Origin of the sequence: Halorubrum coriense DSM 10284 (assembly GCF_000337035.1) — an archaeon.
Classification (GTDB): Archaea; Halobacteriota; Halobacteria; order Halobacteriales; family Haloferacaceae; genus Halorubrum; species Halorubrum coriense.
Genome location: NZ_AOJL01000036.1, coordinates 1 through 26552 on the forward strand (window position 1 = coordinate 1; position 26552 = coordinate 26552).

A 26552-nucleotide genomic window follows, 5' to 3' on the forward strand; every position below is an offset into this window, starting at 1 on the left:
AGAGAACCTCGCGCGCATCGTCGCGGCGGCCAACGCGCCCGCGGCGACCGGCGCGGACGGCGCGGGGACCTTCGTCTGGATCGACATGGAGGACCACGAGACGACCGACGTGACGCTCGACGCGTTCGAGCGGCACGCCCTCGACACCGACGGCAACGTCGGCGTCTGCGTCCAGGCGAACTTAAAACGGACCCGCGACGACCTCGAACGGCTGGCGGAGCTCCCCGGGAAGGTCCGGCTGGTCAAGGGCGCGTACGACGAGCCCGCGGGACTGTCGTACAAGGAGAAGGCGCGCGTCGACGAGTCGTACCGGGACTGCCTGGCGTACATGTTCGAGGCGTTCGACGACTGCGTCGCCGTCGGGAGCCACGACCCGGCGATGATCGAGTACGCGGCGGAGCTGTACGCCGAGCACGGGACGCCCTACGAGGTCCAGATGCTGACCGGCGTCAGGGAGTCGGCGCAGTTCGACCTCGCGGCCGACGACGACGCGGCGGTGTACCAGTACATCCCGTACGGCTCCAAGTGGTTCTCCTACTTCTACCGGCGGATCAGGGAGCGGAAGTCGAACGCGCTGTTCGCGCTGCGGGCCATCGTCGGGAACTGACCCGCGGCCGGGTCACGGGTCCAGCAGCTTCGACTCCGCCTTCCGGAGGTGTTCGAGCAGCGTCGTCTTCGAGACGTCCATGTCGTCGGCCAGCTCGCGGGTCGACGCCTCGCGGGGCCACTCGTAGTAGCCCGCCTCGCGGGCGTGTTCGAACACCTTCCGCTGGGTCGTCGTCAGCGTGTCGAGCCGGTGCTCGCGGGGGGTTCGGCCCGCGTGACCCGACGACGACATCGACTCGACGGACACCTCCGCGCCGGACGCCTCCTGGACCGCGTCGAGCGACTCCCGGATGTCCGTCCGCTCGCCGACGAAACACACCTGCCACTCCTCGCGCCCGCCCTCGATCCTGACCGGCGCGCTGTGGACGAAGCCGTGTTCCAGAAGCGTCGGACACACCATGTCGGCCGGGTCGTACTCCAGGAAGAACTCGCGGACGACGTTGCCCGGCGCGTCGCGGGCGCGCCCGAACCGCTCCTGTAGCTCCAAGAGGTTCCCCGCGCGGTCGGACTCGCTGATCGCGTCGAGCAGCGCCTCGACCTCCTCGTTCGTGTCTCCGAACGCCGTGAAGAGCCCGTTCACGGAGTTGGGCGCGTCGGTCTCGGTCCGCGGCGAGTTGTATATCGCGTGCGCGAGCACGCCGCCGTCGGCCCTGTTCGTCGCCTCGATCGCCCAACAGTTCGGATGCCAGAGGTCGAGCGTGAGCCGGGTCCCCGCCCACTCGTCGCTCCTCTCCGCGTCGGTCGTCGCCATGATCCTGTATACTTGGTAGCGCATCACGAAGACCCTGCCGACCATGGTAGGGTGGGTTATTTGGGCTGCCGACGATAATCGCCGTACATGGCGCAGCCCTACCAACACTACATCGACGGCGAGTGGGTCGACGGCGACGGATCCGAGACGTTCGAGAGCGAGAACCCCGCGACGGGGGAGTCGCTCGGAGAGTTCCACCGCGGGACGCCGGACGACGTCGACCGCGCGGTCGACGCCGCCGACGAGGCGTTCGAAGAGTGGCGAGAGCTCTCCCGGATCCAGCGTGCCGAGTACCTCTGGGACGTCTATCACGAGCTCCGCGACCGGACCGACGAGCTCGGCGAGGTCGTCTCCAAGGAGTGCGGCAAGGAGATCAGCGAGGGGAAAGCCGACGTGGTCGAGGCCGCGCACATGGTCGAGTGGGCCGCGGGCGACGCCCGACACCCCAAAGGGGACATCGTCCCCTCGGAGATCCCCTCGAAGGACGCGTACATGCGACGGACGCCGCGCGGCGTCACCGGCTGTATCACGCCGTGGAACTTCCCGGTCGCGATCCCGTACTGGCACATGGCTATCGCGCTGGTCGAGGGGAACCCCGTCGTGTTCAAGCCCGCCGAGCAGACGCCGTGGTGCGCGCAGATCGTCGCGGAGATGTTCGACGACGCGGGCATCCCGGACGGCGTGTTCAACATGGTCCAAGGGTTCGGTGACGCCGGCAACGCCGTCGTCGAGAACGACGACGTCTCGACGGTGCTTTTCACCGGCTCCGCGGAGGTCGGCCACCACATTCAGGACAAGCTCGGCGGCGTCCCCGGCAAGCGCGCCGCCTGCGAGATGGGCGGCAAGAACGCCATCGTGATCACCGACGAGGCGGACCTCGACACCGCCGTCCACTCGGCGGTGATGTCCTCGTTCAAGACGACGGGCCAGCGCTGCGTCTCCTCCGAGCGCCTGATCGTCCACACGGACGTGTACGACGAGTTCAAGGAGCGGTTCGTCGAGGTCGCGGAGTCGGTCGCGGTCGGCGACCCGCTCGACGAGGAGACGTTCATGGGGCCGCTCATCGAGGACGAGCACCGCGAGAAGGTCACCGAGTACAACGAGCTCGCCCGCGAGGAGGACGTGAACGTCCTCGTCGACCGGACCGAGCTCGGCGACCACGAGATCCCGGACGGCCACGACGACGGCCACTGGGTCGGGCCGTTCGTCTACGAGGCGGACCCCGACGCCGACCTCCGGTGTACCCACGAGGAGGTGTTCGGCCCCCACGTCGCGCTCTTGGAGTACGACGGCGACATCGAGCGCGCGGTCGAGATCCAGAACGACGTCGAGTACGGGCTCGCCGGCGCGATCATCTCCGAGGACTACCGGCAGATCAACTATTACCGCGACCGCGCCGAAGTGGGACTGGCGTACGGGAACCTCCCGTGTATCGGCGCGGAGGTCCAGCTCCCCTTCGGCGGCGTGAAGAAGTCCGGTAACGGCTACCCGTCCGCCCGCGAGGCGATCGAGGCCGTCACCGACCGCACCGCGTGGACGCTGAACAACTCCAAGGAGATCGAGATGGCGCAGGGCCTCTCCGCGGACATCAAGACGAAAGACGACTGACGACCGGCGACCGACTCGGTCGCACGGGTCGCCTCAGTCCGCGACGCCCCGCACCGCCGCGACCGTCTCTTCCGGCGTCTCGGCCGCCGCGAGCGCGCCGCGGGCCGCGAGTCGCTCCCGCGGTCGCCCCACCGGCTGCGGTTCCGAGGCCGTCTCGATCAGGCCGGTCTCCCGCAGGAGCCGCTTTATCCGCGTGAACGTCGACGGACTCCCGAGTCCGGCGTCCTCGCAGGCCCGCCGGAGGGTGCGGTCGAGGACGCCCTCGCGTGCGCCGACGGCGTAAGCTCGGAGACGGCTCGCTTCCGGGTCAGGACCGGCGGGCGACGATCGCACGTCGTCGAGACCCGCCGGTCCAGCGGGCACGTCGAGCGCGCGGAGCACCGCGGCGGCGACGGACTCGTCGCACCGCGCCGCGAACCCCTCGTACACCCGTCGTCGGCTGGGCGTTCGGAGCCGGTACGGGTCGGCGTCCCCGAACGCCGAGGCGTACCGCTCGCGGAGCGAGGCGTCGTCGCCGACGCGGTGCCACCGTACGACGTCGTCACGCCCGTCGCCGTCACATCCCTCGCCGTTCTCGCCCCGCACCAGGGCGTATCCGGTTTCGGCCCCCGCCAGCGCCGCGTTGGGCTGCGGCGCGTCGAGGACGCGGAGGTCCACCACGTCGGCGTCGAGCAGCGCCGCGAGCCGGCTCGCCGCTCGGAACCCGGCGGTCGCCGTCTCGATCGCGGGTTCCCCCGCGAACACCCGCAGCGTCGGGAGCTGGGTGGCCGGAGTCGGACCGCCCCCGCCCTCGCCGCGCTCGTCGGCGTTGTCGCTCGCGAGGCTCGGCTCGACGAGCGACGGGGCGACCTCGCGGTACGCCTCGACCACGTCCCCCAGCAGTCGCGGTCCCGGGTCGACGAGGATCGGATCGGAGAGCGCGCCCAGCGGGACCGAGTCGGCGGTCGAGGGAAGCGCGGGACCGGTTGCCATCGGTCGATCCTACGGGGCCGACGGATTAAGCATGCGGGGCGGGACGGCGGATCGCGGCGTGCCGGCTCGCGCGCCTTTTTCACCGCGCGCTCGCAACGGACCCCCGTGCCACCGCTGGACCTGTCGATCGGGCTCGGAACCTCCGGGCTCGACGACCCCGAGACCTGTACCGAGACCGTCGCCGCGGCGCTGGACGCCGGCTACCGCCACGTCGACACCGCGCAGATGTACGACAACGAGGCGGCCGTCGGCGACGGGATCGCCGCGAGCGACGTCGACCGCGACGACGTGGTCGTCGCCACGAAGGTCCACCCCGAGAACCTCGCGCCCGAGGACGTGCGGGAGACGGCCCGCGCGAGCCTCGACCGGCTCGGGCTCGACCGCGTCGACCTCCTGTACGTCCACTGGCCGATCCGGGCGTACGACGCCGAGGCGACGCTCCCCGCCTTCGACGACCTCCGCGACGCGGGCGTGACGGACCACGTCGGCGTCTCGAACTTCACCCCGGACCTGCTGCGCGAGGCCCGCGAGATCCTCGACGCGCCGATCGCGGCCCATCAGGTCGAGTGCCACCCGCGGTTCCGGCAGGAGACGCTCCGCGACCTCGCCGCGGAGTTCGATCACGACCTCGTCGGCTACTCCCCGCTCGGGCGCGGCGCGATCCTCGACGACCCGGCGATCGCCGAGATCGCCGAGCGCAACGACTGCTCGCCCGCGGTCGTCGCGCTCGCGTGGGCCGTCGACCGCGGGATTGCGCCGATCCCGAAGGCCCGGGGCGACCACGTGCGCGAGAACCTCCGGGCGGTCGACGCCGACCTGCCCCACGACGACCTCGACGCGATCGACGCGCTCGACCCCGGCGAGCGCCAGATCGACCCCGACGACGCGGCGTGGAACCGCTGACCGGGCGCGGTCGGCGGGCCGTCCGCGCGGTCAGACCGCGTCGAGTCGCGCCCGCAGCTCGGTGTCCGCCCGCTCGACCAGCGCGTCGAGCGGCCCGTCGAGGTAGGTCGTCCACTGGTCGACGAAGCCGGAGCGCCCGAGCATCCTGACGACCTCGTACACCGGTCGCCGGCGCTCGAACCCGGCCGGGAGCCCGCCGGCGCGCTCGCGGTACCCCGCCCGGAGAGCCGCGGCGAACCGCTCCGGCCCGGTCGAGTCGAAGCCGTTGAGCAGCTGGTCCTCGGCGCGGACCAAGTCGCGGGCGGGGTCGCCGACGTGGGACAGCTCCCAGTCGATCGCCGCCACGGCGTCGCCGTCGACGAAGAGGTTGGGCTTCGCGACGTCGCCGTGGAGCAACGCGGCCGGCGCGCCGTCGAGCAGGTCTCGGTTCGCACGCACGCAGTCGACGACCGCGTCGTAGTGGTCCGCGAGCCGGTCTGACGTCCCGATCTCGCGGGTCCGCTCGACCGTCGCGAGGAGGACGTCCGTCCAAGACGCGAACTCGACCGAGAGGCCGGTCGGGGCCTCGCCCTCGTCGGGCGCGACACCGTCGGCCTCCGCTCCGGTCGCCGCGCTCCCGGTCTCTCGGCCCGCGCCGACGATCTCGCCGTGGCCCGCGAACCGGTCGGCGTGGAGCGCCGCGAGGGCGCTGCCGACCCGCCGGAGCAGGCGCTCGCGCTCCGCGTCGTCCGCCGCCTCGTAGGCGCCCAGCAGTTCGCGACCGGGAGCCGGCGCGGTCGCGAGGTACGCCGGGTCGCCGTCGGGGTCCGCCGCCAGCACCTCGGGAACCGGAACCGGGCCGTGCGCTCGCAGGTATCGGAGGACGGCGCGTTCGCGCGCGAGCCGGTGACTCTCGTCCGCGAGCGCGATCTTGAGGTACGCCCGACTGCCGTCGTCGAAGACGACGCCGACGGTCTCGTTGGCTCCGTTCCACGAGGGTCCGACGCCGGTCAACCGCTCGACGGAGCGGCCCGGAAACGCCGCGGCGAGAGCGCGATCGATCGGCCCGGACTCGACGCCGTTCATGGCCTTCGTTCCGTGTCCGACCGATGTTAAGATTGTTGTCAGAGACGCCGAGCCACGTCGCGTGACGACAGACAGCACACGGGTCAGCCTCTCGAATCCCGGTGATCACCAACAACGTCATACGTGTAGGCCAATCAGGAAAGTTCAGTGACAGGCGAGTTGTCCGACGGACGCGTCGAGTTCGCGGTCGACGGGGCGACGCTGACGGTGCGCGACGCCATCGAGGGCGAGGAGCTCCGGCTCCGCGCCGACGTCGAGCCGGACCTCTCGCCGGCGCTCCCGGAACTCTTCCCGGCTCCGGTCGACCGGGCCGTCAGTTTCGAGGCCGAGTCGCTGGAGTTTCCCGAGTACGCGTCGGTCGTCGTCCGTGACGTGGACGGCGATCACGTCGCGCGCCTCGACGAGCCGATGGACCTCCCGCGCGGATCGTACTCCATCGAGGTGAACGGCGCGACGAAGGTGACGATCCGGGTGACGGACGTCGAGATCTCGGCGAGCGGTGCGGCCGGCCCCGAGCCAGTCACGCTGTCATTCGACCGCCCTCGAACCGTCTCGGTCGGCGGGCGGTCGCTCCACACGCGCCCCGAGGCGACGATCACGGTTCCCGACGACCCGACCGCGCTGACGGAGGCGGTGTCGGTCCTCGGGTCGTCGATCAAGGAGTTCACCCCGGAGCGCTCGTGGCCGACCCTCCGCGGCTACCCGCCGCGAATCGAGCGCGGCGACACCCTCGATGTTCCCAGTCCGCTCACCGTCTCCGACACCGGCGTCGAGGTCGTGGTCCGGCCGACGTACGAGGACGTCTACCGGCTCTCGACGCTGTCGTACTACCTCGGCGCTCGGATGACGACCGGCGACGCCCCGGCGATCCGACTCGACAACGGGTACGAGGAGCGGCTCCCGACCGAGGGGCGACCCCTCGAAGAACGTGTCACAGAGCTGCTCAAGACGTGGTTCTTCCTCGACACGCTCGCCCGGATGGAGGGGTATATCCCGTCGGACCGGCACGCCTACGAGGCGGTCGGGTCGAGCCTGCCGTTCTACCCGCCGAACCTCGCCGACCGGACGATGAGCGAGCGGCTGATGGAGTACTTTGAGGTCGACCACGAAACGGTCTCCCCGCACTTACCCGCGTGGCCGACCGAGGCCGTCCTCCGTCCCGCACCCGCAGCCGCGGAACTGCTTCCGCACCTCGCGCACTTCCTCGCGCCGATCCGCGTTCGCGGCAATTCAATTTTATCGGCTCCGCACGAGCGACTCGCGCTCGCGACGGCGGTCCCGACCCACGGACAGCCATCCGCCGCGCACTCAGATGTCGATAACGTTCCAGACGTAACCGCGGACCCGATTCCTAGCTGGTCCTCGGCAATTTCATCGGTCGCGTACGATAACGACCTCCACAGGACACCACCAGATCACGGCGACCTGAACGTTGTATTCCTCATCCGTTCCGCCGACCGGGCACAGGGCGTTCGGAACGTACTCACGAGTCCGTCAGTCCCCGACGGGATCGGGATTTTTTCAGTTCTCGAAGCCCCGGAAGCTGAAACCGTCAGGGACGTCTGGTCAGGCTCGTCGGCCGATCTCGTGTATTCCGACCTTCCGATCGAAGACGGCCACTTGGTGGCTGCTGACGGCCCGGTCACCCTTCCGAGCACAGGTCGTCCNGGTCGTCCGTCGGAGCAGAACGGACCGGCAGTGAGCATCTTTGAGGGATCCAGAGATGTCGATATCGGATTCGATGCGCTTAGTCGCGGGGGGGTCGCGGCCGCGTTCCTCGACCGTCCCTTCGCTCTCGATCAGATTCGAACGGCCATCACCCTGCTCGCATCGGTGGGCGCTCCGCTTAATACTACCTTATCCGTGGCTTCTGGGGCTGAACCCCCGTCTGTTCGGTTCGCGGGAAACGCATCGATGAGCGTGGTCCCACCGACAACACCCGTTATAGAGCTGGTCTTCGTCGAGTCGAAGTCCGTATCGAGCCACGAACTCACTCTCGGCACGCCGATCACTCCCGCTTCGTGGGTCGGCGGGGAGTACAACGTTTCACCAGATTTTCTCGACAAGCGGGCCCGACTCATCGGGTACGGTATATCCGCAACCCACGAGGTCACCTCCGAAGAGGTCGCCGGTGTTGCCGAAGAACCGGAGACCGTGCTCTTCCTGAACGGTGAACTCGTCCCACCGGGTGGAGATCTCACGGCCGAAGATGTTGAAATATCGGCACGGTCGGTGGATTCAAACGCCGAGCCACCCAATTTCAGACACTGCGAGTGAGTTGCGCCACGAGACTGGATGCCGTTCTTCTGGACAGCCTAGAACGCGGCCTCGGTTGTAGCGGGTATTTTATCTCTCCGTTACGAACCACGATCCATGCCACAAGTCCACCTCGACGAGGAGACGGTCGAGCGGCTCGACGCACTCCGGATCGACGACGAGGAGTACGACGAGCTCGTGACCGAACTGATCAACATCTACGAGGCGGAAGAGCTCACGCTGTTCCGCGGCAGCGACGTGGAGTAGTCGACCCGCCGAGCGCCCGCGACGCCGCAGCTCGACCCTACTCCTGATATGCGACGCGGACCTGGTCCCACTTCCCGACCTCCTCTAGGTGGGCCTGTAGCTCGTCGGCGTACTCCTGGACCAGCCGCTCCGCCGCCTCCAGTTCCTCGTCCGAGGGACCGCCGCTTCCCCCGCCGAGCCCGAGCGCGCCCTTGATCGAGTCGACGACGCCGCCGCCCGACCCGCCGGCGTCGCCCCCGCCCGGCGCGCCTCCCATCCCCGCCATCTGCGACCGCAGGTTCTCCAGTTCGGGCATGATCGCGGGGAGGCTCGACGTGTCCGCGACGACGCGCGCGGCCTCGGCGTCGTCGGCGTTCTCGATCTCGAACTCGGCCGCCGTCATGATCAGTCCCCACTCCTGGCTGGAGAAGCGGGACGCGGCGACCCGCTCGTTGAACTGGTTGTCGACGGTCATTCGCTCGCCGACGATGGCGTCGGTCCACTCACTCATACGGCTCCGTTCGACGGTCGCGGTGAAAAGTCCGTTCCCCGCCGCCGGCCGCCGGCGGTCACGCGGTCGAGATCCCGCGGTGACGCGGAGGGGTTTATACGGCGGAGCGCCTCAGTTCCGGTATGAGAGACAGGAGTCGCCGCGCCCTCCTCGCCGCCGCCGGCACCGCGACTGCCGCCGCGCTCGCCGGGTGTGCCGGCGCGGTCCTCCCGGGCGCGGGGACGACCGGCGGAGGGACGACGGGCGACGAGCGGGTCGATCTGACCGGCCAAGCGACCGTCACCGTCGCCGTGGGCGTGGACGGTGGGTTCTCGTACGCGCCGGCGCACGTCCGGATCGATGCCGGGACGACGGTCGTCTGGGAGTGGACCGGGCGCGGCGGCGGCCACGATGTGTACGCCGTCGACGGCTCGTTCGCGTCGGACATCCTCGCCGGATCGAGCCACACCTTCGAGCGCACGTTCGACGAGCCGGGCGTCCGCGAGTACGTCTGTACGCCACACCAGACGCGAGGGATGCGCGGCAGCGTCGAGGTCGTCTCCGACGAGGCCTGAGCCGCGGCCGCCTCACTCGCGCCGCAGACCGTCGAACGCGCCGCCCGCGAGTCCCGGCCCGGTCGGGACCGCGATCCGGCCGTCGTCGATCGGGCAGGGGTCGGGCGCGAGGTCCTCGTCGAGCAGCTTCCCCGTGGCGAGCCCGCAGGGCGACACCTCGGGGACCGCGGCCGCGACGTGGACGGCGGCGGTCCGCGCGACGACCGCGTCGATGGTGGTGGTGACGACCGGATCGACGCCGGACGACCGCGCCCGCAGTGCGGCCGCCAGCGCGCGGTCGGGGCCGCCGAGCGCCATCGGTTTGAGGACGACCGCGTCGGCGGCGTCCGCCTCCAAGACCGCGTCGATCCCGCGGGCTGCCACCGATTCGTCGGCCGCGACGGGGACCCCCCCGCCGCGCGCCCCGCCCCGGAGCGCCGCCAGCCCGTCGAGGTCGTCCGCCGGAAGCGGCTGCTCGACGTACGCGAGGTCGAACGCGGCCAGCGCGTCGAGCGCGCGCCTCGCATCCTCTCGGTCCCACGCGCCGTTCGCGTCGGCGCGGAGCGAGACCGCGTCGCCGACCGCCTCGCGGACCGCGCGGACGCGCTCGACGTCCTCGTCGACGTCGCGGACACCGACCTTCAGCTTGAGGCAGTCGAACCCCTCCTCGACGGCCCGCGTCGCCTCGGCGGCGGTCTCCGCCGACGGACCGTCTCCGACGGTGGCGTTGACCGGGACCGCGTCGGCGGGCGACGCGTCGACGTCGGCCTCGCTCGCGAGTCGCTCCGCGAGCGACCGCCCCGCGTCGCGGGCCGCGGCGTCGGCGAGCGCGAGCGAGACGCCGTGCCGGGCCGCGGGGGTCGACGCCGCGCGCAGCGCCTCGAGGGGCGCATCGGTTCCATCGCGGTCGCAGACCGCGTCGAGCGCCGCGTCGCAGGCCTCGGACGATTCCGTCCAGCCCGGTAACGGGGTCGCCTCGCCGACGCCGACCGCGTCCGATCCGTCGCCCGTGGGTTCGACCGCGATCAAGAACCCCTCTCGGCGGGTTATCTCGCCGCGTGCGGTGCCGAGCGGTCGGGTCAGGTCGAGCGCGAACGGCCGAGCGCGTATCGCCCGGACCTCGCCCGCTCCCGGGGAGTCGTCGTCGGTCACAGCGCCAGCCCGACCGCGAACGCGACGGCGTACGCCGCGAGCAGCTTGCCGGTCGACTCGAGCGCGGGGTTGAGCGCCTCGCCGGAGGTCTCGGTCAGCACCGTTCGCGCGACGGCCGCCGCGAGCGGGAGGGTGACGAGCGGGAGCAGCGTCGCGAGGCCGTCGCCGCGCGCGACGAACCACACGGGAACGAGGTAGGCGACAGCGAGCATCGCGAGGTACTCGGCGCGGGCGAACCGGTAGCCGAACCGAACGGCGAGCGTGCGCTTGCCGGTCGAGGCGTCCTCCTCGCGGTCGCGGAGGTTGTTGACGACGAGGATGTTCGTCGACAGCGCGGCGATCGGGAGGCTCGCGACGACCGCCGCGAGCGTGACGGTCCCGCTGGGGATCCCGACGGGGAACCAGCCGGAGAGCAGCGCGGCGGCCTGGACGTAGTACGTCCCGGTCACGGCGATCACGCCGAAGAAGACGAACACGAAGAGGTCGCCGAGCCCGTGGTAGCCGAGCGGGTACGGGCCGCCCGTGTAGGCGATCCCGGCCGCCACGGAGGCGAGGCCGATCACGAGGATGGGGACGCCGCCGACCGCGACGAGGTACGTCCCGACGCCGATCGCGGCCGCGAAGGTGAGCCACATCGCCCGCTTCACCTCCGCCGGCTCGATGAGGCCGCTCGCGACGACGCGAGTGAACCCCTCGCGGTCGTCGGTGTCGGCCCCTTGGATCGCGTCGTAGTAGTCGTTCGCGAAGTTCGTGCCGACTTGGATCAGCGCCGCCCCGACGAGCGCGGCGAGCGCGGGCAGCGGGGCGAACACGCCGTCCGCGAACGCCAGTCCGACGCCGACGACCACCGGCGCGGCCGCCGCCGGGAGCGTCTGGGGCCGGGCGGCGATCACCCACGCCCGCCGCCGGGTCACCTCTGTACTCATTACCCTCGGTTGGTGCGTGGCGTCCCTTAAATTTGCCATCGCGGATCGCCGCGGGACGGTTCGGTCTCGATCCCGCGAGCGGTACCGGGGCACGTACACCTATGCCCTGCCGCCGCGAGCGACGCCCATGGCCCGCGTTCCCTACGCCGAGGCGTCGGACGTGCCGGACGAGTACGAGGACCTCTTGGAGTCGTCGCTCCAGGGGAAACCGCTCCGCGTGTACCAGTCGATCGGCAACAACCCCGAGGTGTTGGCGGGACTCCGGTCGTTCCTCGGGTCGCTGTGGACCGACAGCGGGCTCACCGACCGGGAGCGCGAACTCGTCATCCTGGCGGTCACGAGCGATATCGGGAACCGGTACGAGTGGCACCAGCACGTCAACGTCGCCCGCGACGCCGGGGTCGACGACGACGAGATCGCGGCGCTCGGTGCGGGGGACCTCGCCCCCTTCGACGACGCGGAGACGACTCTCGTCGAGTACGCGCTGGCCGTCGTCCGGGGAGAGGTGGACGCGGTCGCCCACGACGAGACCGCGGCGCTGTACGACGACAAGACGATGGTCGGCGTCGCAGCGGTCGCCCGCGGGTACGACGCGCTCGGCGGGATGATCGACGCGTTCGACCTCGAACTGGAGCCGGGGACCGAGTTCCACGGCTGGGATCCCCGATAGCGGGGCGCGGACCGCCTCGGGCCCGCCTCGGCGACCGACAGGTTCGACAGGGATCGGCCCGTATCGCTTGTATGACCGACACGGAGGCCGCGTCGGCGAACGGTATCGATGCGAGGTACGAGGAGATCGACGGCGAGCGCCGGCTCACCTTCTCCCGCGACGGCGGCGAGGCGACGGTCGCACAGAACGCCGACGGGTACGCCATGCTGAAGGTGCGCACCGGCCCGGACGGCGACGAACTGGAGCGCTACTACGGCTTCGACATGGCGCTCGACCACGCCGCGGAGCTGCTCGGCGTCTCGGTCCCCGACCTCCCGGTGCCGGACGCCGCCGCCGACATGGGGATGTAGCCCGGGAGGCGGTCTCGACTCGCCGCCGTCGGGAGAGCAGATCCCCGACTCGTCCCCGCCGAGACCCGTCTCGCGCCCGACCGCGCGAGTGACGTGAGAAACCGGCAACATACTCTGAAGTCCGGAACGCGAGACGGACCGATTCGTTAGTGTCCGGTCGCCGAGCGGAGACGCGCGTCCGGCCGTCTACGTCCGTGAAACGGTCGTCGAAACCCGTGCCAACTCGGCACAGTGCCCGAAAATGAATAACTATGGAGCATCATAGGTGTAGTTGAATATTCTCGATAGCCATATTCTCTTACGAGTGGCACCGGTACGGAGAGTCACGATGGACCGAAGACAGTTCCTCCGCGGCACCGGCGCGGCGATCGGCGGCTCGCTGCTCGCCGGCTGCGCGGGCGACGGCGGCGGATCGGACACGGTGACGGTCGACTACGCGTACTACAACCCGGTCAGCCTCGTGTTGCGCGAGAAGGGCTGGCTCGAAGCGGCGTTCGCCGACGCCGGCACCGACGTCGAGTGGGTGTTGAGCCTCGGGAGCAACCAGGCCAACGAGTACGCGCAGAGCGGCGAGGCCGACGTCTCCTCGACCGCCGGAATCGCGGCGCTGATGGCCCGCACCAACGGCGTGCCGATCACGACGCCGTACGTCTACTCGGAGCCGGAGTGGACCGCGCTCGTCACGTTTCAAGAGACCGGCATCGAGTCGGTGGCGGACCTCGAAGGGAGCCGGGTCGCCGCCACCCGCGGGACCGACCCGTACTTCTTCCTGCTTCAGGCGCTCGACGACGCTGGGCTGAGCGAGGCGGACATCGAGGTCGTCAACCTCCAGCACCCCGAGGGGCAGTCCGCCCTGGTCCGGGGCGAGGTCGACGCGTGGGCCGGGCTCGACCCCCACATGGCCGAGCTGGAGCTCGAACGCGACGGCGCGGAGCTGTTCTTCCGCGAGCCGCGGTACAACACCTACGGCTTCCTGAACTTCCTCGACGGGTTCCTCGCGGACCGCACTGAGGACGCGCGCCGCGTGATCGAGGCGTACGAGCGCGGCCGCGAGTGGGCCGTCGAGAATCCGGAAGCGACCGCGGGGATCCTCGCCGACGCCTCCGAGATGTCCGAACCGGTGGCGGAGCGCGTGTTCACCCAGCGGAACGACCTCTCGGAGCCGATTCCGGGGGACGCACACCGCGAACTGCTGTCGACCCTCTCGCCGGTCCTCGAACGCGAGGGGCTCGTGACCGACGACGCCGACCCCGCCGGCGCCGTCGACGACCTGATCGACTCGGAGTTCGCGAGCGAGGTCGTCTGAGATGGCCGCCGACACGCGAACCGAGCCGCGAACGATCGGTCCGGTCGCGCTCCCCTCGGCGGAGCGCTTCCGACCGCTCCTCGGGCTGCTCGTTCCCGCCGCGCTCGTCGTCGTCTGGCACCTCGTCGTCGCGACCGGCACCGTCGCGGCGTACCAGCTTCCGACCCCGCTGCGGGTGGCGGAGACGCTCTCCGGGATGGCCGCCTCCGGCGAGCTGTGGGGCCACGTCGCCGTCACGCTCCGACGGGTGGCGCTGGGCGCGGGCCTCGGCATCGTCGCCGGCACCGCGTTCGGGACCGTCACCGGGCTCTCGCGGACCGCGAGCGACCTCCTCGACCCGCTGCTCCAGAGCCTGAAGAACATCCCGTCGCTGGCGTGGGTGCCGCTGTTCCTCCTCTGGTTCGGCATCGGCGAGACCGCGAAGGTGCTGCTCATCGCCGTCGGCGCGTTCTTCCCGGTGTACCTCAACCTCTCGACCGGTATCGCCGCGGTCGACGAGGACCTCCTGGAGGTCGCTGAGGTGTACGACCTCGGGCGCGTCGAGTCGCTGCGCCGGGTCGTGTTCCCGGCCGCGCTCCCGGACCTGCTCGTCGGGATCCGCGGCGGGATCGGGCTGGCGTGGATGTTCGTCGTCGCCGCCGAGCTGATCGCGGCGAGCCAGGGGATCGGGTTCCTGCTGAGCGACGGGCGGACCCTCGCGCGACCCGACATCATCGTGGGGTCGATCCTGCTGTTCGCCTTCCTCGGCAACTGCTCGGACGTCGCGGCCAAGGGGGTGAGAGACCGTGTCGTCGGACGCTGATCCCGTCCTGGCGGTCGACGACCTCCGGAAGCGGTACGGCGAGACGGTCGCGCTCGACGGCGTCGACCTCGCGGTCGCGGACGGCGAGTTCGTCGCGGTCGTCGGCCCCTCCGGGTGCGGGAAGTCGACGCTGCTCCGCGTCCTCTCGGGGCTCGAAGCGCAGTTCGACGGCCGCGTCGCCGTCGGCGGCACGGACGTCAGGGCGGGCGGCAGCGACGACGTCGGGATGGTGTTCCAGGAGCCGCGGCTGCTCGGCTGGGCGGACGTGCGCGAGAACGTCGCCGTCGGGCTCCCGGCCGACGTCGACCCCGAGCGTCCGGCGGCCCGCGACCGCGTCGACGACCTGATCGAGACGGTCGGGCTCGACGGGTTCGCCGACAGCCGCCCGGACGAGCTCTCCGGCGGGATGGCCCAACGCGTGTCGCTGGCGCGCGGGCTGGCGTACGACCCCGCCGTGCTGCTGCTCGACGAGCCGTTCTCGGCGCTCGACCGGCTGACGAAGGCCGACCAGCAGGACCACCTGCTCGACGTGTGGGAACGGCGCGGGACGACGGTCGTCCTCGTCACCCACGACGTCGAGGAGGCCGTCTACCTCGCGGACCGCGTCGTCGTCCTCGACGGCCAGCCCGGGACGGTGGCGTCGGTCGTCGACGTCGACGTCGAGCGCCCCCGCGAGCGGGCGGACCCCGACCTCGTCGCGCTCCGGCGCGAGGTGACGGACGCGCTCGGGCGGTAGCGCCGGGCCGATCCCGCCGACGCGATACGTCCCCGTTCCACCAGTGCGAATAGCCAGCACGCGTCGCGCGCCGGCAGGCTACCGAACGAAACGAACGTCGATCCGGCTTATTAACCGGCTTCCGGATCGGAATACACGCCGGATCATCGGTGTGCGTATAACTTCCTTAAGGTGTATTGACACCGGTGCCGTCATGCGGTTTTCTCGCAACCCGTCGAACACGTCCGAACTGCCGGTCCGCTCCGATTTTGCGATCGTCCAAACCGTTAAGTACCCGACCGTCTTGTCGTGAATCGATGACAGACATCACGGAGGCTTCGTCGGACACCCCGGCGGATCGAGTTCTTCCAGGGCACGATAGCTTCTAACGTCGAAATCGGTCCTGTCAGGATCTTCGACACGACCCTGCGAGACGGAGAACAGTCACCACGGACGTCGTTCAGCTACGACGAGAAACGCCGCATAGCGGCGACGCTGGACGACATGAACACCCACGTCATCGAGGCGGGGTTCCCGGTCAACTCGGACGCGGAGTTCGAGGCCGTCAGCGACATCGCCGCCGCGACGGACACCACCGTCTGCGGACTGGCCCGGGTCGTCGACGGCGACATCGACGCCGCCATCGACTCCGGCGTCGAGATGGTCCACGTGTTCGTCTCCACCAGCGACGTTCAGCTGGAGGACTCGATGCACGCGACCCGCGAGGAGGCGAAGGGACGCGCGGTCGACGCCGTCGAGAAGGTGAAAGACGCCGGCGTCGAGTGTATGTTCTCGCCGATGGACGCCACCCGGACGGACCCGGACTACCTGGTGGACATCGTCGAGGCCGTCTCCGAGGCCGGCACCGACTGGATCAACATCCCCGACACCTGCGGCGTCGGGATGCCGACCAGCTTCGGCGAGACGGTGAGCGCCGTCGTCGAGGCGACCGACGCCCGCGTCGACGTCCACACCCACGACGACTTCGGGATGGCCGCGGCCAACGCGGTCACGGGCTTCGAGAACGGCGCGGAGCAGGCGCAGGTGTCGGTCAACGGCATCGGCGAGCGCGCCGGCAACGCCGCCTACGAAGAGGTCGTCATGGCCGTCGAATCGGTGTACGGCGTCGACACCGGCATCGACACGACCCAGATCACCAAGCTGGCCCGGATCGTCGAGGAGGCCTCGGACATCCCGGTACCGGCGAACAAGCCGATCACGGGGCGGAACGCGTTCGCCCACGAGTCCGGCATTCACGCCGCCGGCGTCATCGAGAACAGCGACACGTTCGAGACCGGCGTGATGACCCCGGAGATGGTCGGGGCCGAACGCGAGTTCGTCCTGGGCAAACACACCGGCACGCACAGCGTGCGCAAGCACCTGGTGGAAGCCGGCTTCGACCCGACGGACGGCGAGGTCCGGACGATCACGAAGCGGGTCAAGGAGTACGGTTCCGGCAAGCGGCAGGTGACCGCGGGCGACGTCGAGCGGTTCGCCGAGGAGGCGGACGTCACGCGCGAGGAGGAGGTCCGGGTCTGATGGCCGCCTCCCCGACCGGAACGCCCCCCGAGCGACCGCGCTCGCGGTCGCCGACGGCGACCGATCGCGGGCCGGCTCCGGACTCCCGACAGGGATTTATACCCCGGATACGTTGCTTCGAGCGAGATGCGACGGCACACCACGCTCGCGGAACGCGCCGCCGTTCCCGGAGCCGTCGCGCCGATCATCGTAGGGGTATAACCCCCTACACTACCCCTTCTTCACCGACGCGACGCACCGCCGAACGCCGGCGGCCGAGCCGTTCTCGCCCCGCGCAACCGCGATCACCGCGGGCGCGGCGCGGCCTCGTCCGTCCGGCGCTCGCAGCGACCGACACGACAACCCGCCAGATGCCACACCGCACACCACCACGACAATGAGCGACACAGCAGCACAGCCGCGATCCGACGGAGACGAGTCGGCCGACTCGTCGACCGCGACCGACGATCCGACCGACCCCGACGAGAACCAGACCGCGGGACCCGTCTCGACCGGGGCCGAGTCGGTCGTCGCCGCCCTCGAAGCCGCGGGCGCGAAGACCGCCTTCGGCGTTCAGGGCGGCGCGATCATGCCCGTCTACGACGCGCTGTACGACTCGTCGATCCGGCACGTGACGATGGCCCACGAGCAGGGCGCGGCACACGCCGCCGACGCGTACGGCGTCGTCGCCGGCGAGCCGGGGCTCTGTATGGCCACTTCCGGACCGGGCGCGACCAACCTCGTCACGGGCATCGCCGACGCCGACATGGACTCGGACGCGATGCTGGCGCTCACCGGGCAGGTCCCCACGGAGTTCGTCGGGAACGACGCGTTCCAGGAGACCGACACGGTCGGCGTCACGCGCCCCATCACGAAGCACAACTACTTCGCCGGCGGAGCCGACACCGTCGGCGACACGGTCGGCGAGGCGTTCGAGCTGTCGCGGGCCGGACGGCCCGGGCCGACGCTGGTCGACCTCCCGAAGGACGTCACGCAGGACGAGACCGACCGGACGCCCGGCCCGGCGACGCCGCCGGCGGGGACCGACCCGGACCCGAACGCCGACCCGGAGGCGGTCGAGGAGGCGGCGCGCGCCATCGAGGCCGCCGAGCGCCCCGTCTGTCTGTTCGGCGGCGGCGTCATCAAGGCCGACGCGAGCGCCGAGGCGCGGACCTTCGCGCGGAGCTACGGCATCCCGGTGACGACGACGATGCCGGGGATCGGCTCGTTCCCCGAGGACGACGACCTCTGTCTGTCGTGGGGCGGCATGCACGGCACCGGCTACGCGAACCTGGCGATCACGCACACCGACTGTCTGATCGCGGTCGGCACGCGGTTCGACGACCGCCTCACGGGCGGCATCGACACGTTCGCGCCCGAGGCCGAGGTGATCCACGTCGACATCGACCCCGCGGAGATCAGCAAGAACGTCCACGCCGACTACCCGCTCGTCGGCGACGCCGGACGCGTCTTGGACCAGCTGACCGCCGCGGTCCGCGACGCGCCCGACGCCGAGGCGTGGCGCGACCGCTGTGAGGAGTGGAAGGAGACCTACCCGATGACGTACGCGACCCCGGACGACGAGCCGCTGAAACCCCAGTTCGTCGTCGAGGCGTTCGACGAGGCGACGGACGACGACACCGTCGTCACCACGGGCGTCGGCCAACACCAGATGTGGGCCTCGCAGTTCTGGACGTACACGGAGCCCCGAACGTGGGTCTCCTCGCACGGGCTCGGCACGATGGGGTACGGCGTGCCGGCCGCGGTCGGCGCGCGCGTCGCGGCCGACACGATGGGCGAGGAGGACCGCGACGTGGTGTGCTTCGACGGGGACGGCTCCTTCCTGATGACGATGCAGGAGCTGTCGGTCGCGGTCCGCGAGGAGTTGGACATCACGATCGCCGTGCTCAACAACGAGTACATCGGGATGGTCAGACAGTGGCAGGACGCGTTCTACGAGGGCCGACACATGGCCTCCGACTACACGTGGATGCCCGAGTTCGACAAGCTCGCGGAGGCGTTCGGCGCGCTGGGGCTGCGGGTCGACGACTACGACGAGGTCGCGCCCGCGGTCGAGGAGGCGCTGGAGTACGAGGGCCCCGCCGTGATCGACTTCCACGTCGACCCCGAGGAGAACGTCCTGCCGATGGTGCCGAGCGGCGGCGCGAACGGGAAGTTCGCGGCCGCGGAGGACCAGCTATGAGCGGCGACGCCCCCGGCGTCGACGGCGAGTCGCGCACGACCCCCGAGGCGGACTCCCGACCGCTCCCCGGCGAGCAGCCCGGCCCCGAGGAGCGCGAGCACCCCGCGGGGCGGCGGAACCTCGAAGGGATCCGAATCGACCCCGTCGTCGAGGCGGAACAGGAGTCGCGGCGCGCCGTCATCTCGGCGCTCGTGGAGGACGAACCGGGCGTGCTCGCGCGCGTCTCCGGGCTCGTCTCTCGACGACAGTTCAACATCGAGAGCCTGACGGTCGGGCCGACGACCGTCGACGGGCACTCGCGGATCACGATGGTCGTCGAGGAGACGGACTCGGGCATCGACCAGATCGAGAAGCAGATGGCGAAGCTGAAGCCGGTCATCTCGGTCGGCGAGGTCGCCGGCGACGCGGTCACCTCGGAGCTCGTCCTGCTGAAGGTCGAGGCCGACGACCCCGCCGCGGTCCACGCCGTCTCCGAGATGTACGACGGCCGGACGGTCGACGCCGGCCCGGAGACGATCACCGTCGAACTCACCGGCGACAAGCGCAGCATCGACGACGCGCTCGGGGCCTTCGACCGGTTCGGCATCGTCGAGATCGCGCGGACCGGGCCGACCGCCCTCGCCCGCGGCAACACGCCGACGGCCCCAGGAGAGAAACCCGGAACGGCCGGCGAACCGACCACGCACGACGACTGACACGCGGATTTCCACCAAACACATGACCGAAGACGACACCCAGACGTTCGACTCGACAGTATACTACGACGCCGACGCCGACGAGGAGGCCATCGCCCACGAGACGGTGGCCGTCCTCGGCTACGGCTCGCAGGGCCACGCCCACGCGCAGAACCTCGCCGACAGCGGGGTCGACGTGATCGTCGGCCTCCGCGAGAGCAGTTCCTCGCGGGCCGCCGCGGAGGGCGACGGGCTCCGCGTCGAGACCCCCGCGGACGCGGTCGCCGAGGCGGACGTGGTGAGCGTCCTCGTCCCCGACACGGTCCAGCCGGACGTGTACGAGAACGCGATCGAACCGAACCTCGACGCCGGCGACACGCTCCAGTTCGCGCACGGGTTCAACATCCACTACAACCAGATCCAGCCGCCGGAAGACGTCGACGTGACGATGGTCGCGCCGAAGTCGCCGGGCCACCTCGTGCGCCGCAACTACGAGAACGACGAGGGGACCCCCGGGCTGCTGGCGGTGTATCAGGACGCGACCGGCGACGCCCACGACCAGGGGCTGGCGTACGCGGCCGCGATCGGCTGTACCCGCGCCGGCGTCGTCGAGACGTCGTTCCGCGAGGAGACCGAGACCGACCTGTTCGGCGAGCAGGCCGTCCTCTGTGGCGGCGTCACCTCGCTGGTGAAACAGGGCTACGAGACGCTCGTCGACGCGGGCTACTCCCCCGAGATGGCGTACTTCGAGTGCCTCAACGAGCTCAAACTCATCGTCGACCTGATGTACGAGGACGGGCTCGGCGGCATGTGGGACTCGGTCTCCGACACCGCCGAGTACGGCGGGCTCACGCAGGGCGACGTGGTCGTCGACGAGCACGCCCGCGAGAACATGGAAGCGGTGCTTGAGAAGGTCCAGAACGGTCAGTTCGCCCGCGAGTGGATCGCGGAGAACCAGGCGGGACGGCCCTCGTACACCCAGCTCCGCGAGGCGGAGAAGAACCACGAGATCGAGGCCGTCGGCGAGGAGCTCCGCGGCCTCTTCGCGTGGGAGGAGTCGAGCGAGAGCGACGAGGAAGAGGAGAGCGCCGAGGTGACCGCCTGATGGGCGTAGCGGTGGGCGGTCGGTCTTCAGACGGCGCGGCGGCCCGGGGTGACGCCCGATGAGCGAGGGGACGCTGTACGACAAGGTGTGGGAGCGCCACAAGGTGACGGAGCTCCCGAACGGACAGGACCAGCTGTTCATCGGGCTCCACCTCGTCCACGAGGTGACGAGCCCGCAGGCGTTCGGCATGCTCCGCGAGCGCGACCTCGACGTCGCGTACCCGGACCAGACGTTCGCGACCACCGACCACATCGCGCCGACGGAGGCCGACAAGCGCGAGCGCCCGCTGGCCGACGACCAGGCCGAGGAGATGCTGTCGGCGCTCGAACGCAACACGAGCGAGAGCGGGATCACCTTCTTCGGCTTCGACTCGGGCAAGCAGGGGATCACGCACGTCGTCGCGCCCGAACTGGGGCTCTCGCAGCCCGGGATGACGGTCGCGTGCGGCGACAGCCACACGGCGACCCACGGCGCGTTCGGCTCCATCGGCGTGGGAATCGGCACGAGCCAGATCCGCGACGTGCTCGCGACGGGCTGTATCGCGGCCGACAAGCAGAAAGTCCGCCGGATCGAGGTCGAGGGCGAACTCGGCGAGGGCGTCTACGCGAAGGACGTGATCATGAAAGTGATCAAGGACCTCGGTGTCGACGGCGGGGTCGGCCACGTGTACGAGTACGGTGGCCCCGCCATCGAGGCGCTCGACATGGAGGGGCGGCTCGCCGTCTGTAACATGTCGATCGAGGGCGGCGCGCGCGCCGGGTACGTCAACCCCGACGAGACGACCTACGAGTACCTGCGGGGCCGCGAGTACGTCCCCGAGGGCGAGGCGTTCGAGGAGCGGAAGCGGTACTGGGAGTCGGTCGCCTCCGACGACGACGCCGAGTACGACGACGTGGTCACGGTCGACGCGGACGGGCTCGACCCGCTGGTCACGTGGGGGATCAACCCCGGACAGGTCGTCGAGATCGACGAGCCGGTGCCGCATCCGGACGACTTCGACGAGCGGACCGACCGGGAGGCCGCCGAGAAGGCGATCGACCACATGGAGGTCGATCCCGGGCAGTCGATGCTCGGCTACGACGTCGACGTGGCGTTCCTCGGCACCTGTACGAACGGGCGCCTCTCCGACTTCCGGGAGGCCGCGCGGATCCTGGAGAACCACAGCGTCGATGAGGACGTGCGCGCGCTCGCCGTGCCCGGCTCGGAGACGGTCCGCGCGCAGTGCGAGGCGGAGGGCATCGACCAGACGTTCATCGAGGCCGGCTTCCAGTGGCGGCGCGCCGGCTGCTCGATGTGTCTCGCGATGAACGACGACCGGCTCGACGCCGGCGAGGTGTGCGCCTCCTCGTCGAACCGCAACTTCGTCGGGCGGCAGGGCTCGAAGGACGGCCGGACCGTGCTGATGAGTCCCGCGATGGTCGCGGCCGCGGCCGTCGAGGGCGAGGTCGTCGACGCGCGCGACTACTTGGACGACGGGCCGACCGGCGGCGCGGGCGGCGTCGAGGAGGTGGCGGACTGATGGCCCCCGACGCCGACGCGAGCACGGATCAACACATCACCGAGGTCTCCGGTACGGGCGTCCCGATCCCGGGCGACGACGTCGACACCGACCAGATCCTGCCGGCGCAGTTCATGAAGGAGGTCACGTTCGACAACATGGCGGACTACCTCTTCTACGACGCCCGGCGCGACGAGGACGGGGAGTTCAACGACCACCCGCTCAACCGCTTCGAGGGCGCGTCGATCGCCGTCGTCAACTCCAACTTCGGTTGCGGCTCCTCCCGGGAACACGCGCCGCAGGCGATGATGCGGTGGGGCGTCGACGGCGTCGTCGGCGAGTCGTACGCGGAGATCTTCCGCGACAACTGCAAGTCGCTCGGCATCCCCGCGGTCACCGCGGACCACGAGACCGTGGTGGAGCTACAGGAGTGGATCGAGGCGAACCCCGACGGCCACATCGACATCGACGTCGAAGGGGAGACGGTCACCTACGGCGACACCGTCATCGACGTCGACGTCGACGACGCGATGCGCGAGGCCTTGGTCGAGGGGATCTGGGACACGACCGCGCTGATGTACTCGAACCGGAGCAAGGTCGACGAGACGGTCGCCGACCTGCCGTACGTCGAGGGGGACGACTGAGCCGGATGACGGACGAGATAGTCGTCATCGAGGGCGACGGCATCGGCCGCGAGGTCGTGCCGGCCGCCGTCGACGTGTTGGAGTCGGTCGGCCCAGACTTCGAGTTCGTCGCCGCGGAGGCCGGGGACGCCACGAAGGACGCGACCGGCGAGGCGCTCCCCGACGAGACGTACGACCTGGTCGCCGACGCGGACGCGACGCTGTTCGGCGCGGCGGGCGAGACGGCCGCCGACGTGATCCTCCCGCTGCGCGAGGCGGTGGACTCGTTCGTCAACGTCCGGCCCGCGAAGGCGTTCCCCGGCGTCGACGCGCTCCGGCCGGAGACCGACGTGGTGTTCCTCCGCGAGAACACCGAGGGCGTCTACGCGGGCCACGAAGACCGGCTCAGCGGGGACCTCTCGACGCTGACGCGCGTCGTCACCTCGTCGGCCTCGCGCGAGTTGGCCGAGTACGCCTGCGACTTCGTCGAGGACGGCCGCGGGCCCGCCGGGGACCCGGACGAGGGGTTCACGATCGCCCACAAGGCGAACGTGATGCGCGAGACGGACGGCCGGTTCCGCGACGCGGTCGCGGCGGTCGCCGACGAGCGCGGCGTCGACGCGGACGAGGAGCTGATGGACGCGTTCGCGACGAAGCTCCCGCTCGACCCGGGCCAGTACGGCGTGATCGTCTGCCCGAACCTCGCGGGCGACGTGCTCTCCGACCTCGCGGCCGGGCTCGTCGGCGGGCTCGGCCTGCTCCCGTCGGCGAACGTCGGTCACGACAACGGCCTGTTCGAGCCGGTCCACGGGACCGCGCCGGACATCGCGGGCGAGGGGGTCGCTAACCCGACCGCGGCGGTCCTCTCGGCGGCCATGCTGCTCGAACACCTCGGCCACGTCGAGGAGGGGCGACTGGTCCGCGACGCGGTCGAGGGCGTCCTCTCGGACGGCCCGCGCACCGGCGACCTCGGCGGCTCGGCGACGACCGACGAGGTCACCGCGGCGATCGTCGACCGCCTGTAGGGGGCGTCTCGACCGCGGATCACCCTGCGGGGCCGCTCGTTTTCGACCGCGGCCAAATCACAAGACAAGAAACCCTGCGGCCCCTCCGACCGCGTATGAGCAACTACGAAGTCGCGATGGAAGCCGCCTGGTTGGTCCGTGACGTCGAGGAGACCGACGACGCCATCGGCGTCGCGGTCAGCGAAGCCGGCAAGCGACTCAACGAGACGGACAAGCAGTACGTCGAGGTCGAGCCCGGCGTCACCGGCTGTCCGGCCTGCGGCGAGCCGTTCGACGCCGCGTTCCTCGCGGCGAACACGGCCCTCGTGGGGCTCCTCTTGGAGATCGACGTGTTCAACGCCGACAGCGAGGAGCACGCCGAGCGGATCGCGAAGAGCGAGGTCGGCGGCGCGCTCCGCGACGTCCCCCTCGAAGTCATCGATGTCTTCGAGACCGACGCCGACGAGGACGAGGAGCCGGAGCGGTAAGCCGGGGACGCGCCCGTCGCGGGGACGCCGGCGTCGAGACGACGCGCGTGCGGCCCGGGACCGCGGTCCCGGTCGGTGCCGAAAGCTTTTCTAATAACCCTAAGTAATTAGCCGGTATGGAACTGCCGACGCCACAGGACCTCCGCGAGCGACGGACCGCGCTGGACCTGACCCAGAGCGAGCTCGCCGACGCCGCGGACGTCTCCCAGCCCCTCATCGCGCGGATCGAGGGCGGCGACGTCGACCCGCGGCTCTCGACGCTGCGCCGCATCGTCAACGCCCTCCAGCAGGCGGAGGGCGAGGTCGTGCGCGCGAGCGACCTGATGAACGAGACCGTGATCAGCGTCGCGCCGGACGACGCCGTCAGCGGGGCCGTCGAGCTGATGGAGGCGGAGGCGTACTCGCAGCTCCCCGTCCTTCAAAAAGGTGTGCCCGTCGGCTCGATCAGCCAAGGGGACGTCGTCCACGCCGGCGAGAACGTCGGTGACCACCCCGTCAGCGAGGTGATGAGTGAGTCGTTCCCAACGGTTGCGCCGTCGGCGACCGTCGACGAGGTCCGCAACCTCCTCGACCACTACAAGGCCGTGATGGTCACCGACGGCGGCGAGACGGTCGGGATCATCACCGAGGCCGACATCGCGGCGCAGCTCTCCTGACCGGGCCGCGGACCGACGCTCACTCCTCCCGCCGCTCTGAGAGCCGCTCCCAAATCTCCGTACAGCCCGCCCCGTCGGGCACGTCGGCGACGTGCGCCGACTCGTCCGTGTCCTCCTCGCCGTCCCCTTCGGGGCCGTCGGCCTCGGCCTCGGCGTCGCGTTCCTCGTCCTCCGTCGCGGCCCCGTCTGTCATTATCCAAACCTAGACCGCCGTCGGGCATAACGGGTCAGTCGACGGAACGGACCGCCGACACTCCGCGGCGGCAGCAACCCTCGCCGCTATCTCGGACGCGGTCGCCTACAGCTCTAGCCCGCGGATCGCGATGCTCGCCCCGCCGTCGGCTCCGGCGTCCGTCGCGCCCTCCTCGACGCGACCGATCACGCGGCCGTCGGTCGCGGTCGCCAGCGACTCGGCCGCGTCCGGGTCGACCGCGGCCACGAACCCGGTCCCCATGTTGAACGTGCGATACATCTCCTCGTCGGAGACGTTCCCTTCCGACTGAACGAACTCGAAGACTGACTGCGGGTCGAACGCGTCCTCGACGACGTAGCGGCGGTCGCCGAGACGGTCGAGGTTCGTCCAGCCGCCGCCCGTCACGTGGGCCGCGCCGCGGACGCCGTGCTCGCGCATCGGGTCGAGCAGGTCGGTGTATATCGCGGTCGGTTCGAGCAGCGCGTCGCCGAGCGTCTCGTAGTCGCCGAACGGGCAGGGGTCCGCGTAGGCGTGGTCGCGCGTGACCGCCTCGCGCGCCAGCGTGAGCCCGTTGGAGTGGATCCCCGACGAGCGCCAGCCGACGAGCGCGTCGCCGGGCTCGGCGCGGCCGTCGAACACGCCGTCCTTCGCGGCGAGGCCGGCGCAGGTCCCCGCGAGGTCGAGCCCGCGGACCACCTCCGGCATCACCGCCGTCTCGCCGCCGACGAGTTCGATGTCCGCCAGGTCGGCACCGCGGGCGAGCCCCTCGCCGACCTGCTCGGCGAACGCCTCGTCCGGCTCGTCGACGGCGAGGTAGTCGACGAACGCGACCGGGCGGACCCCGGCCGCCACGAGGTCGTTGACGTTCATCGCGATACAGTCGATCCCCACCGTGGAGTAGTCGCCGAGCGCCTCCGCGACGAGGAGCTTCGTCCCGACGCCGTCGGTCGCGAGCGCGAGGTAGCGGTCGCCGATGTCGAGGAGGCCGGCGTAGTCGCTCGCGTCGTCGTCCGCCTCCGGGTCCGAGCCGACCGCGCCGATCAGCGCGGCGGTGGCGGCCTCGCTCGCGTCGATGTCGACGCCCGCGTCCGCGTAGGTGAGTTCGTCGTCGCCGTCCGGTGCCCCGTCGTCGCTCCCGTCGCCCTCGGACATGTGTGTGGAGCCACGCCGGCGGAGCAAAAACGCACCGTTCCGGGCGGGGCCGCCGGGCACGCGGCG

Annotated in this window: 29 protein-coding genes; 19 read left to right on the plus strand and 10 right to left on the minus strand. The window is 70.6% G+C overall.

The annotated features are described in order from the left end of the window. Positions 1-607: proline dehydrogenase family protein (locus C464_RS08805; RefSeq protein ID WP_006113328.1), on the plus strand; the 607-nt coding region annotated here is incomplete at its 5' end. A 12-nt stretch (positions 608-619) separates the two neighbouring features. Here C464_RS08805 and C464_RS08810 read toward each other — a convergent pair. Further along, the gene (locus tag C464_RS08810; protein WP_006113329.1) at positions 620-1357 is read right to left on the minus strand and encodes a helix-turn-helix domain-containing protein; all 738 of its coding nucleotides are present in this window, start codon (positions 1355-1357) and stop codon (positions 620-622) included. An 87-nt stretch (positions 1358-1444) separates the two neighbouring features. Here C464_RS08810 and C464_RS08815 point away from each other — a divergent pair, with 87 nt between their 5' ends. Then, positions 1445-2965 (plus strand): aldehyde dehydrogenase family protein, encoded by a 1521-nt coding sequence (locus C464_RS08815; protein ID WP_006113330.1) that lies wholly within the window; start codon positions 1445-1447, stop codon positions 2963-2965. A gap of 33 nt (positions 2966-2998) precedes the next feature. Here C464_RS08815 and C464_RS08820 read toward each other — a convergent pair whose 3' ends face one another. Then, on the minus strand, positions 2999-3937 hold the full coding sequence (locus C464_RS08820; protein WP_006113331.1) for a transcriptional regulator TbsP domain-containing protein: 939 nt from the start codon (positions 3935-3937) through the stop codon (positions 2999-3001). A 105-nt stretch (positions 3938-4042) separates the two neighbouring features. Here C464_RS08820 and C464_RS08825 point away from each other — a divergent pair, with 105 nt between their 5' ends. Then, positions 4043-4840, plus strand: a complete 798-nt coding sequence (locus C464_RS08825) for an aldo/keto reductase (protein ID WP_006113332.1) — start codon at positions 4043-4045, stop codon at positions 4838-4840. A gap of 30 nt (positions 4841-4870) precedes the next feature. Here C464_RS08825 and C464_RS08830 read toward each other — a convergent pair whose 3' ends face one another. From C464_RS08830 to C464_RS19630, 3 genes are all read right to left on the minus strand, one after another. Then, entirely contained in the window at positions 4871-5905 is a 1035-nt protein-coding gene (locus C464_RS08830) for a phosphotransferase family protein (RefSeq protein WP_006113333.1), read from the minus strand. Between the two features lie 144 nt (positions 5906-6049). Beyond that, complete coding sequence (locus C464_RS19625; RefSeq protein ID WP_006113334.1) at positions 6050-6292, minus strand: hypothetical protein; 243 nt, start codon at positions 6290-6292, stop codon at positions 6050-6052. Next, entirely contained in the window at positions 6289-6564 is a 276-nt protein-coding gene (locus C464_RS19630) for a hypothetical protein (protein ID WP_006113335.1), read from the minus strand. Before C464_RS19630 ends, C464_RS19625 begins: the two co-directional genes overlap by 4 nt. Before the next feature lie 1714 nt (positions 6565-8278). Between C464_RS19630 and C464_RS19225 the strand changes: the two genes are divergently transcribed. Next, positions 8279-8428, plus strand: a complete 150-nt coding sequence (locus C464_RS19225) for a DUF7557 family protein (protein ID WP_006113337.1) — start codon at positions 8279-8281, stop codon at positions 8426-8428. 37 nt (positions 8429-8465) lie between these two features. Here the strand turns inward: C464_RS19225 and C464_RS08840 are convergent, their stop codons facing one another. Then, positions 8466-8918 carry a DUF5799 family protein gene (locus C464_RS08840; protein ID WP_006113338.1) on the minus strand — a complete coding sequence of 151 codons (453 nt, stop codon included), beginning with the start codon at positions 8916-8918 and terminating at the stop codon, positions 8466-8468. Positions 8919-9040: 122 nt separating this feature from the next. Here C464_RS08840 and C464_RS08845 point away from each other — a divergent pair, with 122 nt between their 5' ends. Then, positions 9041-9472, plus strand: coding sequence for a halocyanin domain-containing protein (locus C464_RS08845; protein ID WP_006113340.1), 432 nt, complete (start codon positions 9041-9043; stop codon positions 9470-9472). A gap of 12 nt (positions 9473-9484) precedes the next feature. On the opposite strand, the gene C464_RS08850 is transcribed toward C464_RS08845, so the two are convergent. Both C464_RS08850 and C464_RS08855 read right to left on the minus strand, forming a co-directional pair. After that, complete coding sequence (locus C464_RS08850) at positions 9485-10603, minus strand: mandelate racemase/muconate lactonizing enzyme family protein (RefSeq protein ID WP_006113341.1); 1119 nt, start codon at positions 10601-10603, stop codon at positions 9485-9487. After that, a complete protein-coding gene (locus tag C464_RS08855; RefSeq protein ID WP_049910998.1) occupies positions 10600-11529 on the minus strand; it encodes a 1,4-dihydroxy-2-naphthoate polyprenyltransferase in 930 nt (309 codons plus the stop codon). The genes C464_RS08850 and C464_RS08855 overlap by 4 nt, the downstream gene beginning before the upstream one ends. A 127-nt stretch (positions 11530-11656) precedes the next feature. Here C464_RS08855 and C464_RS08860 point away from each other — a divergent pair, with 127 nt between their 5' ends. The 14 genes from C464_RS08860 (at position 11657) to C464_RS08925 (ending at position 25141) form a co-directional block, all read left to right on the plus strand. Further along, positions 11657-12199 carry a carboxymuconolactone decarboxylase family protein gene (locus tag C464_RS08860; protein ID WP_006113343.1) on the plus strand — a complete coding sequence of 181 codons (543 nt, stop codon included), beginning with the start codon at positions 11657-11659 and terminating at the stop codon, positions 12197-12199. 71 nt (positions 12200-12270) lie between these two features. After that, a complete protein-coding gene (locus C464_RS08865; RefSeq protein ID WP_006113344.1) occupies positions 12271-12549 on the plus strand; it encodes a DUF7111 family protein in 279 nt (92 codons plus the stop codon). A 328-nt stretch (positions 12550-12877) separates the two neighbouring features. Next, positions 12878-13855: a substrate-binding domain-containing protein gene (locus tag C464_RS08870; protein ID WP_006113345.1), complete on the plus strand. Its 978-nt coding sequence runs from the start codon at positions 12878-12880 to the stop codon at positions 13853-13855. Position 13856: 1 nt separating this feature from the next. Beyond that, the gene (locus tag C464_RS08875; protein WP_006113346.1) at positions 13857-14657 is read left to right on the plus strand and encodes an ABC transporter permease; all 801 of its coding nucleotides are present in this window, start codon (positions 13857-13859) and stop codon (positions 14655-14657) included. Then, the gene (locus C464_RS08880; RefSeq protein WP_006113347.1) at positions 14641-15393 is read left to right on the plus strand and encodes an ABC transporter ATP-binding protein; all 753 of its coding nucleotides are present in this window, start codon (positions 14641-14643) and stop codon (positions 15391-15393) included. The genes C464_RS08875 and C464_RS08880 overlap by 17 nt, the downstream gene beginning before the upstream one ends. Positions 15394-15729: 336 nt before the next feature. Continuing rightward, positions 15730-16911, plus strand: a complete 1182-nt coding sequence (locus C464_RS08885) for a LeuA family protein (protein WP_449404381.1) — start codon at positions 15730-15732, stop codon at positions 16909-16911. A 376-nt stretch (positions 16912-17287) separates the two neighbouring features. Next, the gene (gene ilvB, locus C464_RS08890) at positions 17288-19093 is read left to right on the plus strand and encodes a biosynthetic-type acetolactate synthase large subunit (protein ID WP_006113349.1); all 1806 of its coding nucleotides are present in this window, start codon (positions 17288-17290) and stop codon (positions 19091-19093) included. Further along, complete coding sequence (gene ilvN / locus C464_RS08895; RefSeq protein WP_006113350.1) at positions 19090-19788, plus strand: acetolactate synthase small subunit; 699 nt, start codon at positions 19090-19092, stop codon at positions 19786-19788. Before ilvB ends, ilvN begins: the two co-directional genes overlap by 4 nt. Before the next feature lie 22 nt (positions 19789-19810). Next, complete coding sequence (gene ilvC, locus C464_RS08900) at positions 19811-20872, plus strand: ketol-acid reductoisomerase (RefSeq protein ID WP_006113351.1); 1062 nt, start codon at positions 19811-19813, stop codon at positions 20870-20872. 58 nt (positions 20873-20930) lie between these two features. Continuing rightward, positions 20931-22391, plus strand: coding sequence for a 3-isopropylmalate dehydratase large subunit (leuC, locus tag C464_RS08905; RefSeq protein ID WP_006113352.1), 1461 nt, complete (start codon positions 20931-20933; stop codon positions 22389-22391). Continuing rightward, on the plus strand, positions 22391-23014 hold the full coding sequence (gene leuD, locus C464_RS08910) for a 3-isopropylmalate dehydratase small subunit (protein ID WP_006113353.1): 624 nt from the start codon (positions 22391-22393) through the stop codon (positions 23012-23014). Before leuC ends, leuD begins: the two co-directional genes overlap by 1 nt. Before the next feature lie 5 nt (positions 23015-23019). Continuing rightward, positions 23020-24018, plus strand: coding sequence for an isocitrate/isopropylmalate family dehydrogenase (locus C464_RS08915; RefSeq protein ID WP_006113354.1), 999 nt, complete (start codon positions 23020-23022; stop codon positions 24016-24018). Between the two features lie 95 nt (positions 24019-24113). Next, positions 24114-24485 (plus strand): DUF555 domain-containing protein, encoded by a 372-nt coding sequence (locus tag C464_RS08920; RefSeq protein WP_006113355.1) that lies wholly within the window; start codon positions 24114-24116, stop codon positions 24483-24485. Positions 24486-24601: 116 nt separating this feature from the next. Next, the gene (locus C464_RS08925; RefSeq protein WP_006113356.1) at positions 24602-25141 is read left to right on the plus strand and encodes a CBS domain-containing protein; all 540 of its coding nucleotides are present in this window, start codon (positions 24602-24604) and stop codon (positions 25139-25141) included. A 19-nt stretch (positions 25142-25160) separates the two neighbouring features. On the opposite strand, the gene C464_RS19230 is transcribed toward C464_RS08925, so the two are convergent. Both C464_RS19230 and purM read right to left on the minus strand, forming a co-directional pair. Further along, positions 25161-25334: a hypothetical protein gene (locus tag C464_RS19230; protein ID WP_006113357.1), complete on the minus strand. Its 174-nt coding sequence runs from the start codon at positions 25332-25334 to the stop codon at positions 25161-25163. 105 nt (positions 25335-25439) lie between these two features. Next, positions 25440-26486: a phosphoribosylformylglycinamidine cyclo-ligase gene (gene purM, locus C464_RS08930; protein ID WP_006113358.1), complete on the minus strand. Its 1047-nt coding sequence runs from the start codon at positions 26484-26486 to the stop codon at positions 25440-25442. Positions 26487-26552 lie beyond the last annotated feature (66 nt).

Excerpts from the sequence above, each read along its gene's own strand:
- C464_RS08810 (WP_006113329.1), bottom strand. The coding sequence starts at position 1,357 with ATGGCGACGACCGACGCGGAGAGGAGCGACGAGTGGGCGGGGACCCGG.
- C464_RS08815 (WP_006113330.1), top strand. The coding sequence starts at position 1,445 with ATGGCGCAGCCCTACCAACACTACATCGACGGCGAGTGGGTCGACGGC.
- C464_RS08820 (WP_006113331.1), bottom strand. The coding sequence starts at position 3,937 with ATGGCAACCGGTCCCGCGCTTCCCTCGACCGCCGACTCGGTCCCGCTG.
- C464_RS08830 (WP_006113333.1), bottom strand. The coding sequence starts at position 5,905 with ATGAACGGCGTCGAGTCCGGGCCGATCGATCGCGCTCTCGCCGCGGCG.
- C464_RS19225 (WP_006113337.1), top strand. The coding sequence starts at position 8,279 with ATGCCACAAGTCCACCTCGACGAGGAGACGGTCGAGCGGCTCGACGCA.
- C464_RS08840 (WP_006113338.1), bottom strand. The coding sequence starts at position 8,918 with ATGAGTGAGTGGACCGACGCCATCGTCGGCGAGCGAATGACCGTCGAC.
- C464_RS08845 (WP_006113340.1), top strand. The coding sequence starts at position 9,041 with ATGAGAGACAGGAGTCGCCGCGCCCTCCTCGCCGCCGCCGGCACCGCG.
- C464_RS08855 (WP_049910998.1), bottom strand. The coding sequence starts at position 11,529 with ATGAGTACAGAGGTGACCCGGCGGCGGGCGTGGGTGATCGCCGCCCGG.
- C464_RS08860 (WP_006113343.1), top strand. The coding sequence starts at position 11,657 with ATGGCCCGCGTTCCCTACGCCGAGGCGTCGGACGTGCCGGACGAGTAC.
- C464_RS08865 (WP_006113344.1), top strand. The coding sequence starts at position 12,271 with ATGACCGACACGGAGGCCGCGTCGGCGAACGGTATCGATGCGAGGTAC.
- C464_RS08870 (WP_006113345.1), top strand. The coding sequence starts at position 12,878 with ATGGACCGAAGACAGTTCCTCCGCGGCACCGGCGCGGCGATCGGCGGC.
- C464_RS08875 (WP_006113346.1), top strand. The coding sequence starts at position 13,857 with ATGGCCGCCGACACGCGAACCGAGCCGCGAACGATCGGTCCGGTCGCG.
- ilvB (WP_006113349.1), top strand. The coding sequence starts at position 17,288 with ATGAGCGACACAGCAGCACAGCCGCGATCCGACGGAGACGAGTCGGCC.
- ilvN (WP_006113350.1), top strand. The coding sequence starts at position 19,090 with ATGAGCGGCGACGCCCCCGGCGTCGACGGCGAGTCGCGCACGACCCCC.
- ilvC (WP_006113351.1), top strand. The coding sequence starts at position 19,811 with ATGACCGAAGACGACACCCAGACGTTCGACTCGACAGTATACTACGAC.
- leuC (WP_006113352.1), top strand. The coding sequence starts at position 20,931 with ATGAGCGAGGGGACGCTGTACGACAAGGTGTGGGAGCGCCACAAGGTG.
- leuD (WP_006113353.1), top strand. The coding sequence starts at position 22,391 with ATGGCCCCCGACGCCGACGCGAGCACGGATCAACACATCACCGAGGTC.
- C464_RS08915 (WP_006113354.1), top strand. The coding sequence starts at position 23,020 with ATGACGGACGAGATAGTCGTCATCGAGGGCGACGGCATCGGCCGCGAG.
- C464_RS08920 (WP_006113355.1), top strand. The coding sequence starts at position 24,114 with ATGAGCAACTACGAAGTCGCGATGGAAGCCGCCTGGTTGGTCCGTGAC.
- C464_RS08925 (WP_006113356.1), top strand. The coding sequence starts at position 24,602 with ATGGAACTGCCGACGCCACAGGACCTCCGCGAGCGACGGACCGCGCTG.
- C464_RS19230 (WP_006113357.1), bottom strand. The coding sequence starts at position 25,334 with ATGACAGACGGGGCCGCGACGGAGGACGAGGAACGCGACGCCGAGGCC.
- purM (WP_006113358.1), bottom strand. The coding sequence starts at position 26,486 with ATGTCCGAGGGCGACGGGAGCGACGACGGGGCACCGGACGGCGACGAC.